At 40.3% G+C, this 13,146-nt stretch carries 11 protein-coding genes; 10 read left to right on the forward strand and 1 reads right to left on the reverse strand.

Features of this window, described 5'->3' with window-relative positions:
- The first annotated feature begins 21 nt into the window (after positions 1-21).
- The 9 genes from hypF (at position 22) to LC605_RS17660 (ending at position 10,498) form a co-directional block, all read left to right on the forward strand.
- Positions 22-2,427 carry a carbamoyltransferase HypF gene (gene hypF / locus LC605_RS17620; RefSeq protein ID WP_229548823.1) on the forward strand — a complete coding sequence of 802 codons (2,406 nt, stop codon included), beginning with the start codon at positions 22-24 and terminating at the stop codon, positions 2,425-2,427.
- Between the two features lie 80 nt (positions 2,428-2,507).
- Complete coding sequence (locus LC605_RS17625) at positions 2,508-2,768, forward strand: HypC/HybG/HupF family hydrogenase formation chaperone (RefSeq protein ID WP_229548813.1); 261 nt, start codon at positions 2,508-2,510, stop codon at positions 2,766-2,768.
- Between the two features lie 289 nt (positions 2,769-3,057).
- Entirely contained in the window at positions 3,058-4,236 is a 1,179-nt protein-coding gene (hypD, locus tag LC605_RS17630) for a hydrogenase formation protein HypD (RefSeq protein ID WP_229548814.1), read from the forward strand.
- A gap of 62 nt (positions 4,237-4,298) precedes the next feature.
- Positions 4,299-5,402: a hydrogenase expression/formation protein HypE gene (gene hypE, locus LC605_RS17635; RefSeq protein WP_229548815.1), complete on the forward strand. Its 1,104-nt coding sequence runs from the start codon at positions 4,299-4,301 to the stop codon at positions 5,400-5,402.
- Positions 5,403-5,415: 13 nt separating this feature from the next.
- Positions 5,416-5,757 carry a hydrogenase maturation nickel metallochaperone HypA gene (hypA, locus tag LC605_RS17640; RefSeq protein WP_229548816.1) on the forward strand — a complete coding sequence of 114 codons (342 nt, stop codon included), beginning with the start codon at positions 5,416-5,418 and terminating at the stop codon, positions 5,755-5,757.
- Positions 5,748-6,563 carry a hydrogenase nickel incorporation protein HypB gene (hypB, locus tag LC605_RS17645; protein ID WP_229548817.1) on the forward strand — a complete coding sequence of 272 codons (816 nt, stop codon included), beginning with the start codon at positions 5,748-5,750 and terminating at the stop codon, positions 6,561-6,563. Before hypA ends, hypB begins: the two co-directional genes overlap by 10 nt.
- 1,060 nt (positions 6,564-7,623) lie before the next feature.
- Positions 7,624-8,529: a DUF2207 domain-containing protein gene (locus LC605_RS17650; protein WP_229548818.1), complete on the forward strand. Its 906-nt coding sequence runs from the start codon at positions 7,624-7,626 to the stop codon at positions 8,527-8,529.
- Positions 8,530-8,817: 288 nt separating this feature from the next.
- The gene (locus LC605_RS17655) at positions 8,818-10,149 is read left to right on the forward strand and encodes a lipid-A-disaccharide synthase (RefSeq protein WP_229548819.1); all 1,332 of its coding nucleotides are present in this window, start codon (positions 8,818-8,820) and stop codon (positions 10,147-10,149) included.
- Positions 10,150-10,357: 208 nt separating this feature from the next.
- Entirely contained in the window at positions 10,358-10,498 is a 141-nt protein-coding gene (locus LC605_RS17660; RefSeq protein WP_229548820.1) for a hypothetical protein, read from the forward strand.
- A gap of 236 nt (positions 10,499-10,734) precedes the next feature.
- Here the strand turns inward: LC605_RS17660 and LC605_RS17665 are convergent, their stop codons facing one another.
- Entirely contained in the window at positions 10,735-11,295 is a 561-nt protein-coding gene (locus LC605_RS17665) for an RRXRR domain-containing protein (RefSeq protein ID WP_267868580.1), read from the reverse strand.
- 878 nt (positions 11,296-12,173) lie between these two features.
- Between LC605_RS17665 and LC605_RS17675 the strand changes: the two genes are divergently transcribed.
- Positions 12,174-12,809: a class I SAM-dependent methyltransferase gene (locus LC605_RS17675; RefSeq protein ID WP_229548821.1), complete on the forward strand. Its 636-nt coding sequence runs from the start codon at positions 12,174-12,176 to the stop codon at positions 12,807-12,809.
- The last annotated feature ends 337 nt before the right edge of the window (positions 12,810-13,146 follow it).

The raw sequence follows: 13,146 nt of genomic DNA on the forward strand, positions 1-13,146 counted from the left end.
ATTTTTGAAAGTCAGATTTATATGGCGACTGAAGAAATTAGAGTTCGTGGTACTGTTCAAGGAGTAGGGTTTCGCCCTACTGTATATCGTCTGGCTAAAGCCTGCGGTTTGCATGGAGATGTTTGTAATGATGGCCAAGGTGTATTAATTCGGGTATCTGGTAGTGAAGAAGCAATAACCAAATTTGTTGCCAGATTGCAAACAGAATGTCCACCGTTGGCAAAAATTAATCAACTAACTAGAACTCCTTATGAAGGTAAGTCTAAATTTGATAATTTTGTGATTTCTACTAGTGTCAGTAATGCCATTAAAACACAAATTACCCCTGATTCAGCAACTTGTCTGCAATGTCAACAAGAAATATTCGACCCCTTTAGCCCCTTTTATCGCTACCCCTTTACTAACTGTACTCATTGCGGCCCCCGCCTGAGTATTATTCGTGCCATTCCTTATGACAGATGTAATACCAGTATGTCTGCGTTTGTCATGTGTTCAAAATGTGAGAAGGAGTATTTCGATGTCGAAAACCGCCGTTTTCATGCGCAACCTGTGGCTTGTCATGTTTGCGGCCCTACAGCTTGGTTAGAACGCGCTGATGGTAAATCAGTTACTGCTTCCATGTTTTCCATGTTAGATGATGTTGATGCCGTTTGTACCCTGTTGCAAAAGGGTGAGATTGTGGCAATTAAAGGGTTAAGTGGTATTCATCTAGCTTGTGATGCAACACAGGAAATTGCTGTACAAAAACTGCGCCAGCGAAAAAAGCGCTATCATAAACCCTTTGCTTTAATGGCGCGGAATATTGAGATAATTGAACAATATTGTATTGTCAACGCCAAAGAAAAAGAATTATTAACAAGTTCTGCTGCACCAATTGTTTTATTGGGGGTGAAAGAGAAAAACGGATATGGGAAGAGTTCATTTACTACTAACTCCTCACTCTTAACTCCTCACTCTTTTCATATTGCATCGTCAGTAGCATTAGAGCAAAATACTCTCGGTTTTATGCTGCCTTATACGCCCTTGCATCATTTAATTCTGCGGCGACTGAATCGCCCAATTGTTTTAACAAGTGGGAATATTGCCGATGAACCGCAATGTATTGATAATGACGAAGCAAGAGAAAAATTAGAGGCGATCGCTGATTATTTTCTCTTTCACAATCGAGAGATTATTAATCGGGTAGATGATTCGGTTGTGCGTGTTGTTGGTGATAAAGTTCAAACAATTCGCCGTGCCAGAGGATATGCGCCAGCATCAATTATTTTACCACCAGGATTTCAGAAAGCACCGCAAATTTTAGCAATGGGCAGTCAGTTAAAAAATACCTTTTGCTTATTCCGTGAAGGAGAAGCAATTATCTCTCAACATCTAGGAGATTTAGAAAATGCTGCGGTTTTTAATGCTTACCAAGAGACTTTAAATTTATACTTAAATTTATTTGAGCAGAAACCAGAAGTAATTGCCATTGATAAACATCCTGAATATCTCTCAAGCAAACTTGGTAAAGAACTTGCGGATACAAATAAAATCAAATTTTACCCAATTCAACATCATCATGCCCATATCGCCGCTTGCATGGCAGAAAATGGTATTGCTTTAGATGCACCTCCAGTCTTAGGTATCGCTTTAGATGGTTTAGGTTACGGCGACGATGGTACACTCTGGGGTGGAGAATTTCTTTTAGCAGATTACCGAAAATTTCAACGACTAGCAACATTTAAATCAGTAGCAATGGTTGGTGGTGAACAAGCAATTTATCAACCTTGGCGTAATACTTATGCCCACTTAGTAGCTGCTAACCTTTGGGATGATTGCGAACCAAAATATGCTGAGTTAGAAATATTTCAATTTTTGAAAAGCAAGCCACTTAAGCTACTCAATCAACTTATAGAGAAAGGTATTAACTCTCCTCCAGCTTCCTCCGTGGGGCGATTGTTCGATGCAGTGGCGGCGGCTATCGGTATTTATAGAGAAGAATGTAACTATGAAGGACAAGCTGCGATCGCAATGGAAGCTATAGTAGATATTAGCAGCTTAAATAATGATAAAGAAACGCTAATATATCCTTTTAGCTTGAGCTTTTCAGATAGTATTTACTGTATAGACCCGCGCTCAATGTGGCAAGCCTTACTCAATGACTTACAGCAGCAGATTCCCCAACCAGTTATAGCTGCCAAATTTCATAAAAGTTTAGCAAATGCGATTGTAGAAATGGTTAAACATCTTTGTCAAGAAAATCTGATTAATCAGGTAGCATTAACAGGAGGAGTATTTCAAAATTGTATATTGTTACAGCAAGTTACCAAAAGATTAGAAACATTGGGAATAAAAGTACTTACTCACAGCTTAATTCCAGCTAACGACGGTGGCTTATCTTTAGGACAAGCAGTTATTACAGCCGCACAATTAATACATGAGTCTTGATATTTGACAAACTTTTTCTCATAAATAATTCTCTCTGCGTTCTTTGCGCCTCTGCGGTTAGTTTATCTTAAAAAGAAAAAATGTGCTTAGGAATCCCCGGACAAATTATAGAAATTACCAACGTTAACCATAAATTAGCTTTAGTTAACATTGGTGGTGTTAAGCGCGAAGTAAATATTGCCTGTATCGTAGATGAACGACATTCCCCCGAAGCTTGTATTGGTGATTGGGTATTAGTGCATGTTGGCTTTGCCATGAGTCGAATTAACGAACAAGAAGCAGCAGAAACATTACAACTCTTCCAAGAATTAGCAGCATTACAAGCAACAATTAGTACTTAAATAATATTTTATGTCTTATGCAGAAGCGCAAATAAAGAGTCTACAACTCATGGTTTTCTTTCGAGGACTTAGGCAAAATCATGAAAAAACGAACCGCCATCGCGTAGCGTCTCCCCCTGGGAGAAGTACGCCAAGAAATAAGAGTTACAGAGAGTTTTTGGGTAAGTCCTACTTTTTTTTCTGTGAAATGCTGCGCGAACGCGCCCTTCGCGCCCTTTGCGGTTCGTAAAAAAATACCCTGTAAAGAAAGCGAAATTAACTGATATCCAAAAACTATTTCTCAATTCCTATGAAATATGTTGACGAATTCCGCGAACCGGAAAAAGCTGAAGCAATACGCCGCGAAATCGCTAAATTATGCCACCAGCTAGAAAAACCGATCAAAATCATGGAAGTATGCGGCGGACATACCCATTCCATATTTAAATATGGTATCGAAGAAATATTACCCCAAGCCATTGAACTAATTCATGGGCCTGGTTGTCCAGTATGCGTTATGCCAAAAGGGAGATTAGATGATGCGATCGCCATCTCCCAAAATCATAACGTGATTTTTGCCACCTTTGGCGACGCAATGCGAGTTCCCGGTTCCAAAACCAGTTTACTGCAAGCGAGGGCACAAGGTGCAGACATCCGTATGGTATACTCTCCCCTAGACAGCCTACAAATTGCCAGAGATAACCCCGACAAACAAGTAGTCTTCTTTGCATTAGGCTTTGAAACCACAGCCCCCAGCACCGCCTTCACCATCCTGCAAGCAGCAGCCGAAAAAATTCATAACTTTAGTATGTTTTGCAATCACGTCCTCGTGATTCCCGCCCTCAAAGCACTATTAGATAATCCCGACTTGCAACTGGATGGATTTGTTGGCCCTGGTCATGTCAGCATGGTAATTGGCACTGAACCTTATGAATTTATTTCCCAACAATATAATAAGCCAATTGTCGTTTCAGGATTTGAACCCTTAGATATTCTCCAATCAATATGGATGCTATTACAACAGCTAGTAGAAAATCGTTGTGAAGTTGAAAACCAATATAACCGAATTGTCCAAAAATTTGGAAATACAGTAGCCCAACAAGCCATAAACAAAGTTTTCACCCTACGAGATAGTTTTGATTGGCGTGGCTTAGGTGACATCCCCTATTCAGGATTACAAATTCGACCAGAATATGCCCAATTTGATGCCGAACTTAAATTTACCATTCCTAATCTCAAAGTAGCCGACCATAAAGCTTGTAAATGTGGAGAAATCCTCAAAGGCCTCTTAAAACCTTGGGAGTGCAAAGTATTTGGTACAGCTTGCACACCAGAAACCCCAATTGGAACTTGCATGGTATCTTCCGAAGGTGCTTGTGCAGCCTATTACAAATACGGGCGACTCTCCACAATTGCCAAAAGAACAATCACCCAAAAACCAAAAATAACCCAAGAACCTCTCCCCGCCTGCGGCTTCTCCTCAGACTAATAAAACTCAGCGTACCTCTGCGCTTCCCTCTGCGTTCCTTTGCGTTAAAAAAAACCTTTAATATGAATATTTCCCCCACAAACCCAACACAAAATCCCCTATTCCAAAAAATAGAAAAAGTCCGCCGCCGCCAAAGAAAAGTGCAAGACACTCATATAAATCTTGCACATGGCAGCGGTGGTAAAGCCATGCGTGATTTAATAGACGATATCTTTCTCAGCAATTTTGATAACCCAATTCTCTCCCAACTAGAAGACCAAGCCAGCTTCAACCTAACCCCTCTTCTCCAACAAGGAGACAGACTCGCATTTACAACAGATTCCTATGTTGTAAACCCATTATTTTTCCCCGGTAGTGACATAGGAGAATTAGCCGTCAATGGTACAGTTAATGATTTAGCTGTGAGTGGTGCTAAACCTTTATATTTAACTTGTAGCGTTATTTTAGAAGAAGGATTACCTGTAGAAACCTTGCGGCGTGTCGCAGCCAGCATGAAAGTAGCCGCAAAAAAAGCTGGTGTTCAAATTGTCACTGGTGACACAAAAGTTGTACATCGTGGTGCTGCTGATAAACTCTTTATTAATACTGCGGGTATTGGTATCATCCCGCGAGGAGTTAGTATTTCTGCCCACAATATTCGACCTAGAGATTCAATAATAATTAATGGTGAAATAGGCAATCATGGTGCAGCAATTTTAATTGCCCGTGGGGAATTAGCCTTAGAAACTAATATTGAAAGTGACTGTCAGTCATTGCATAGTTTAGTAGAAACTATTCTCCATGTATGTCCCCAGATTCATGCTATGCGAGATGCTACACGCGGTGGTTTAGCGACAGTCTTAAATGAATTCGCCCTCAGTTCAAATGTGGGAATTCGTCTCTTTGAAGAATCTATCCCAGTGCGTGCAGAAGTCAACGGAGTTTGCGAAATTCTTGGTTTAGACCCGTTGTATTTAGCTAATGAAGGTAAGCTAGTTGTGGTGGTAGCAGGTAAATATGCAGAAACTGTTTTATCAGCTATGAAATTACACCCAGCAGGCAAAGATGCTTGTATTATTGGCGAAGTTATTCCTTCACCCCCAGGTATCGTATTGTTAAAAACACTTTTTGGTGCTGAAAGGATTGTTGATATGTTGGTAGGAGACCAATTGCCACGAATTTGTTAATAGATTTTATAGTATGCACGAACTTGGAATTACCCAAAATATTGTGGCAATTGTAGCTGAACACGCCAAAGGTGCAAAAGTGCAGCGAGTTTTATTAGAAATTGGCGAACTTTCAGCCATTATGCCCGACGCAATCAGATTTTGTTTTGATATTTGCACTCAAGGTACAGTTTTAGAAGGGGCGACGTTAGAAATTTTGGAAATCCCAGGCTTAGGGCGATGTCGCCAATGTGGTGCAGAAGTTTATTTAGATAAACCATTTGGTATCTGTAAGTGCGGTAACTTGCAATTAGATTTAATTACTGGTGAAGAACTGAAAATTAAAGAAATAGAAATAGAGGAATTATGTGTGTAACCTGCGGTTGTTCTGATGATGGCGAAATTAAAATTACCAATCTAGAAACAGTTGAAGCTGAACATTATCATACTCACACTTTAGCCGATGGAACTGTCATCACTCATTCCCACAGTTATGACACTCATATAGAAGCACCTCAAATTCATGCCAAAATACACAACACGACAATATTTTTAGAACAGGATATTTTAGCAAAAAATAATTTAATAGCTGCCCAAAATCGGGGATGGTTTAAAGGTCGAAATATTCTCGCCTTAAATTTAATGAGTTCTCCCGGTGCTGGAAAAACAACTCTTTTGACGCGAACCATTAATGATTTAAAACATAAATTATCTATTAGTGTCATTGAAGGCGACCAAGAAACTGCTAACGATGCTAAAAAAATTAAAGCAACAGGTTCTAAAGTCATCCAAATAAACACTGGAACAGGATGTCATTTAGATGCATCGATGATCGACAGGGGTTTACAACAACTGAATCCGCCACTGGACTCAGTTGTAATGATTGAAAATGTGGGAAATTTAGTTTGTCCAGCCTTATTTGATTTAGGAGAAAACGCAAAAGTCGTGATTCTCTCGGTGACAGAAGGAGAAGATAAGCCGATAAAATACCCGCATATGTTCCGCGCTAGTGACATAATGATTCTCACCAAAATTGATTTACTACCTTATATAGATTTTGATGTTCAAAAGTGCATAGAATATGCTAAAGAAATAAATCCCCAAATTGAGATTTTTCAGGTTTCTGCAATCACTGGTGCTGGATTAGAAAATTGGTATGGGTGGCTAACTGTATCGTTATAACAAAAACTCTGTGCCCCTCTGCGCTTTCTTTTGCGTACTTCTGCGTTTAAACTAAAACCGACAATTTGTCTTTACGAGTGCAACGAAGTGAAGCAAGCACAATGTTTTGAAGATTGCTTCACTTCGTTCAAACATACGCTTGGGTTAACGCTTAACTATTAGACATCTGGTGAAATTTACCCAGAACCCTTGTAGAGACGTAGCACTGCTACGTCAAAACAATTCTTTTTCATTAAGTAGGTTGCTGCAATTAAAGCTAACTGGCTAAGGCTGTCATTGGTCATTAGTCATTAGTCATTAGTAAGGGTTTTAATCATATTTACGTTTCGTAACATAATTGGGTTTTTTCTCACCAACTTACTTAGATGTCAATACGCTTGGGTTAAGCCGTAAAAATAAATTTGGGTAGGTTGGGTTGAGGAACGAAACCCAACATTTTCGAGCATTTGTTGGGTTTCACTAAAGTTCAACCCAACCTACAATTATCCTTAACCCAAGGGTATTGACTTAGATGTCTATTTGTCAATAAAAAAGTTCAATTTCTGGTGTTTTCTTAGAGCGTGCATCAAATTTGTCAAGCTCAATTTTAGATCAGTGACGTGGTGAGCCGAAATTTAACTAGATTACACAATCAAAAACAGCGAAATTACTAATATACCCAACCATTACGGAAAAATCTATGAAGCGTTTTATCTTCGCTGCTGTTGCTACGGTTACGCTGGTGGTTTCGTTTGGTTCAAATTCACCAGCAACTAAAGTTCCAGAGGCTAAAAACTCTCCTACATCCCCAGTATTTGTAGGGTGCGTTACGCGAAACGCTAACGCACCAAACCCTTAAGAATGGTGCGTTACGCTATCGCTAACACACCCTACCTGTATTTCAAAAATCAAATACTAGTCCTATATACCCAACCAACACGGAAAAATCTATGAAGCGTTTTATCTTCGCTGCTGTTGCTACGGTTATACTGGTGGTTTCGTTGGACAGTCTTAATGATTGCAATACAAAATCTAGACGTGCATCAGCTTAATATTTACAACTTATAGAGTCATTGAAATTATGTGGGCTAAATTAACCCGAAGGATTTTTCTATTCTGCTTGGCTTTGTTGCTCAGTTTGGGGCTTTCTATCAATCATGCCATAGCCCAGTCAGTACCTTTCTATTGGGAATTTATTAATGTTGATATCGCCGTCCAAAATAACGGTGATATGTTAGTTTCAGAAACCCAAAAATATACATTCATCGGAGATTACAATAATCAACGTTATCGCTATATTCCCACCGACAAAGTAGATGAAGTTACTGATATTTCTGTTTCCGAAAATGGTCAAATACTGCCTAGTGAAACAGGCATTAAAAATAACCAAATTTGGATTCGTTGGTCACACAAACTCAAAGCGCCCGAAAGCCATACTTTTGTTTTAAAATATCGCGTTATTGGTGGATTACATGTAGATGAAAATGATGCTCAAGTATATTGGACGGCTATTTTTTCTGATCGCCAAGCCCCTATTAAACAGGCAAAAGTAAAAGTTAAACTCCCTGAAAAAGTCACTGATGGGATCAGAAATTTACAGAGTTTTGGTGTTCCTACAAAGGTTAGCAAAGTCGATGCTAAAACGATTGAGTTTATTGCTAAAGGAACTATTGAACCACAGCAAGAGTTAGAAGTCAAGGTGAAATTCAATCGCTTAGGTACTGACATCACAACTCCTCAATGGCAAAATTCAAACTCGTGGAGTCTCTGGATTTTATTGGGAATTATTCTTTTCATACTATTCGGTAGAAGTCGTGGCAGTGATTCTCAGGGCAGTAGTTACACTGGTAACACTAGTTATAGTAGTTATACTAGTTACCGCAGTGACGGAGGAGGAGACGGTGGCGGTGGCGGTGGCGGAGACGGTGGCGGTGGCTGTGGCGGTGGCGGAGACGGTGGCGGTGGCGGAGACGGTGGTGGCGGTTAAATGAGTTTGCCTGCTACTACTCCTGACAATTCAGGTCATCGGGAAAACCTCTCTCTAAATCTCTCTCCTAAAAGGAGAGAGACTTTGAATTTCCCCCTTCCCGCGACGAGTTGGGGGTTAGGGGGTTAGGTTTTTGGTAGACTTTTCCACATAAGCTGAATTGCCTACTACTACTCTTAGTACACGTCACCATAAATCAGGTACGGAATTATGCTGACGTGTACGTAGAAACAAATTACGTAATATTTGCCTCTTGACTAATGACCCCTAACTCTTGACCATTAACTAATGACTCAAGTAGATATTCTCATCTTATCAAATGGCCCAGGTGAGGTAACAACCTGGGTGCGCCCAGTAGTAAGAGCGTTGCGGCAAGAACTAGGCGATGACCGTTCTGTAGTGAGGATTTCTGTGGTATTATCACCTTGCTCAAATGCCAGTGGTCAAGAAGCAGCGATCGCTCTTTCTTACCCAGAAGTAGATAGAGTACAGGCCGCAGATCATTTTTGGCAATTTTTGCTGTGGGGTAAAACATTTGAAAATTGGGACTGGAGAAGTCGCGGTGTAGTTGTTTTCTTGGGTGGCGATCAAGTTTTCTCCGTGGTCATAGGCAAAAAGCTCGGATATCGCACAGTGGTTTATGCTGAATGGGAAGCTAGGTGGCATAACTGGATTGATCGCTTTGGAATCATGAAACCCCAAGTTGCGGCCCGTGTCCCACAAAAATATGCTCACAAATTCACCGTTGTCGGTGATTTGATGCTAGAAGCTAGTAGTCATTCGTCATTAGTCATTGGTCATTTATCCTTAGCAAAGGACAGAGGACAAATGACTAATGACACAGACGCGTCAACGGCTTCCCACAAGGTAGGACAAAAGACCGAATTGATTGGTTTACTCCCTGGATCTAAAGCGGCAAAATTAGCCCAAGGAGTGCCATTATGTTTGGCTATTGCTGAATACATTTACTCAAAAAGACCCCAAACCAAGTTTGTGATTCCTCTAGCCCCAACTTTGGATTTACAAACTTTAGCTAGTTTTGCCGATCGCCAAAAGAATTCTATTGCTAAAATCTTTGGCTTTGGTGGTGCTTGCTTAATTGTCCCAGAAGAAGCTAAAAGTAATGCCTTGCTCAAAACAACAACGGGCTTAACTGTGGAACTGTGGCAAGAAAACCCTGCATATAACTTATTGTCCCAGTGCTGTATCTGCGTGACTACAGTGGGGGCAAACACTGCTGAACTCGGTGCTTTAGGAGTGCCAATGATTGTTTTGCTACCAACTCAGCAAATTGACGCTATGCGTTCTTGGGATGGTTTACCTGGGTTGTTGGCCAATCTGCCAGTAGTAGGTACGCCCTTTGCTAAAGTGATTAATTGGTCATTCCTAAGATTTGTCAGACGCAAAGGTTTATTAGCATGGCCAAACATCTGGGCACAAGAAGAGATAGTGCCAGAACTTATGGGTGAACTTCAACCGCAAGAAGTTGGAGAAATGGTCGTAGACTTTTTAGCCCATCCAGAAAAATTGGACGATATCCGCACCAAACTCCGTAATATTCGTGGCGAAAGCGGTGCAGCTCAGAAGATAGCACAGATTGTTGGCGAGGAAATGAGCTAACCGCAGAAAAAATGCGATCGCTGAGTGTTAAAAACGGCTAAAATATCCAAATATTGTGTAGTACTTATGTACGATGCGTAAGCTACTCCCTGTCTAAGTAAGTCGGTGAAAATAAATTAAACTATGTGACGAGACGTAAATAGGCTTAAAACCTTTACTAATCACAAATGACCAATGACAAATGACAGCCTTAGCCAGTTAACTTTAATTGCGCCAACCTACTTACAACAGCGCTACAGGTGCATTGTACTTTGACTCTGATGGCAGTGCGTCTGGGTTTACTCAGGTACAATTTGCTTTAGTTACTGCTGGGTTATCCCTAACCGAAAAGAATTTTGTGGTTGTTTAATTTGAATTAGCGCACCATCACTGACGCCACAGTGATTCCGAGGTGCTTAAAATAGTACCTCGCATTACAGCACAACGATTATCAATTTGAGCGATCGCAACTGAAGCCTAATTGGGAGCAATGCTCTCACAAAATTCGGGTTCTAAATCACCAAATTCCTCGCCCCGTGGAAGCCCCTGCATTTATGCATGGGGGCAAGGGGCAGGCGATTTCAATCGCCGTCAAAATAGTTTCTTTCATGAGTATGAGTAACCATCTTTTTTGTGAATTGCTGAACAATATTTGTAGCTAATGCCTGCGATTCTTCCCATTTTGGTAGCGATATCAAAACTACCTGTGGCACGACACAAAACACGCCCTAAATATTCGCCAACTTTTTTACCATTAGTGACCACAGCTTTAACAATATCTCCAGTGCTAAAACCATAATGAATCTGTTTATTTGAACGATGACGAGTAGGGAACCCGAATTTATCAGTACCAGCCATTTGTCTAGTACCATGACCATTTGCAGTTATTAACAAAGGCTTAATACCTTTAATTTTTAAAATCGGTGTTGACTTACCAACACAAGCCGCATCTAGCCAATGAGTTTTAGGTAGATTCTGTTGACTGCGATTGAACTTTGTTAAACCTCCTGAACCTGTTTCTATAGGTCTTGATTCTTTGAGAATAATCGTGAACGGAAAGCGGCGATAGATGGCTGCTTTTTTATTTCGCAACAATTGCCTTACCTGTCCTGGATGAATTGGGTCAAGAGGTCTATATCCAGTGTCTATAACGAATACTTTGCACATAAAGTGCCTCCTTTTCAGGGTAATGTTAGCTTCTCCCAAGGGGAGACGCTGCGCGAACGATAATGTTAGAGGTCGGTACTATGCAAACGACACTGGTTTAACCCTTTAAGCCTGTTTAATCGTTCGCTTCTAGAGCAGAGGACTAGCTTGTCTGACGACACGCTTACGCGAACGCATCCCCAGGTAGGTCTTGAACTCTTGCCTCTAACGTAGCCACTTAAGGCTTAATCTGGTCAGATGTGGGCAATTTCTGTGCCCCTGCCTTTAGGCATGGGGTTTCTGACCTATTTACAGATGCTCCCGGCGTAGCCGGGGTATGAGTAGCATTCCCGCAGAAAACCGAGTTAAGAGATAATATATGAGTGAGACCATTTTGAGGAGTGAAACCCTTATTTGAGCGTTGACTAGTGACTCGATAATAAGTTGAAGTCAATGACCTTCATTATCACGAGAATCCTGATCTAAGTAGGTGAGTGGGAAAATTTATAACTATGTAACTAACTATGTAACAAAATGTAAAATCAGCAAAGAGCTTATCACATCAATGGTTCTAATCTGTTTAAGTAGAGCGACGCAAATAAAGCTAACTGGCTAAGGCTGTCGTTTGTCATTTGTCACTTGTACTGAGCGACTTGTGCCGAGGGGAGTCGAGGTAAGTCGAAGTATTCGTCATTTATAAGGGTTTAAGGTATATTTACGTTTCGTAATATAGTTTGGTTTATTCTTGCCGACTTACTTACATGACTCAACATATATTGATTTTATCGCACCCACGTACTTAATAAGGCTTTTAAACTTCACTCGGTTTTCTGTGAAGATGATACTTTTAGAAAATATTAGAGCAAGAATTTTTTTTCATTTCAATTAAAAATAGCAAAATGAACTTAAACACTGTATACGACTGGACTAAAGAGGAACTCTTTCCTAACTGCCAAAAAATTTTAACACAATTTAGTAAGAGCGTAATTAGTTACAAACCTAAGCGTATCCTTGATATAGGGTGCGGTAATGGTCATCTATGTAAAATTTTGTCAGATAATGGTATTGAATGTGTTGGTATTGAACCTAGTTCTGATGGGATTAATCAGGCAAAAAAGCTAGTTCCAAACTCCAAATTTTATGTAATGTCCTGTTACGACAACCCTTTAGAAGCAGAACTTGGTAAATTTGACGTGATTGTGAGTACTGAGGTAATTGAGCATTTGTATTTTCCTCAAAAGCTATTTGAGTTTGCCAAATATAACTTAAAACCTGACGGAATGTTTTTACTTAGTACTCCAGACTATGGCTCATATTGGAAGAACCTGCTACTGTCTGTCACTAACCGATGGGATATACATCACGCACCTCTGTGGGATGGTGGTCATATCAAATTTTGGTCAAAGAAAACACTGAGTAAATTAGTTGCACGAGAAGGTTTTGTCGTACAAAAATGGGAAGGAATTAGATCAACACGTCTACCGCTTTTTAATGTGTCAATAGTATGCCATGCTCGGTTAAAACAAGGAAACTAAAATTATTGGCATTGACGACTCATGCTCTTTGTTTGTGTAATATCGGAATCCGATTTGATCAGAGGCAGGGGGTAGGGGGAAAGTCCATCCCCGGATTTCTGACCACATCTCTCAAAGCCCGCGCTTATGCAGGGGACAGGGGAGAGTTCAAATAGTTCCAAATCTCATAGTCAAATATAGTCAGACGTTTGAAATTTAGGTTTAAGCTATCCCAAATTCAGGATGGACATCCTTGGATATTGGGATTAGTGGCCTTGGATGTACTACCAGACATCCCCTATCCCTTGACGGGATTACTTTTTTTATTGATTAAGGTCTTCTTAATCAGTCTGAGGTA

The organism is Nostoc sp. CHAB 5836 (assembly GCF_020829445.1).
In the GTDB taxonomy this organism is placed as follows: domain Bacteria; phylum Cyanobacteriota; class Cyanobacteriia; order Cyanobacteriales; family Nostocaceae; genus Nostoc.

Bases quoted from the DNA above. Each gene is read 5' to 3' on its own strand.
- hypF (WP_229548823.1), top strand. From the start codon at position 22: ATGGCGACTGAAGAAATTAGAGTTCGTGGTACTGTTCAAGGAGTAGGG.
- LC605_RS17625 (WP_229548813.1), top strand. From the start codon at position 2,508: ATGTGCTTAGGAATCCCCGGACAAATTATAGAAATTACCAACGTTAAC.
- hypD (WP_229548814.1), top strand. From the start codon at position 3,058: ATGAAATATGTTGACGAATTCCGCGAACCGGAAAAAGCTGAAGCAATA.
- hypE (WP_229548815.1), top strand. From the start codon at position 4,299: ATGAATATTTCCCCCACAAACCCAACACAAAATCCCCTATTCCAAAAA.
- hypA (WP_229548816.1), top strand. From the start codon at position 5,416: ATGCACGAACTTGGAATTACCCAAAATATTGTGGCAATTGTAGCTGAA.
- hypB (WP_229548817.1), top strand. From the start codon at position 5,748: ATGTGTGTAACCTGCGGTTGTTCTGATGATGGCGAAATTAAAATTACC.
- LC605_RS17650 (WP_229548818.1), top strand. From the start codon at position 7,624: ATGTGGGCTAAATTAACCCGAAGGATTTTTCTATTCTGCTTGGCTTTG.
- LC605_RS17655 (WP_229548819.1), top strand. From the start codon at position 8,818: ATGACTCAAGTAGATATTCTCATCTTATCAAATGGCCCAGGTGAGGTA.
- LC605_RS17665 (WP_267868580.1), bottom strand. From the start codon at position 11,295: ATGTGCAAAGTATTCGTTATAGACACTGGATATAGACCTCTTGACCCA.
- LC605_RS17675 (WP_229548821.1), top strand. From the start codon at position 12,174: ATGAACTTAAACACTGTATACGACTGGACTAAAGAGGAACTCTTTCCT.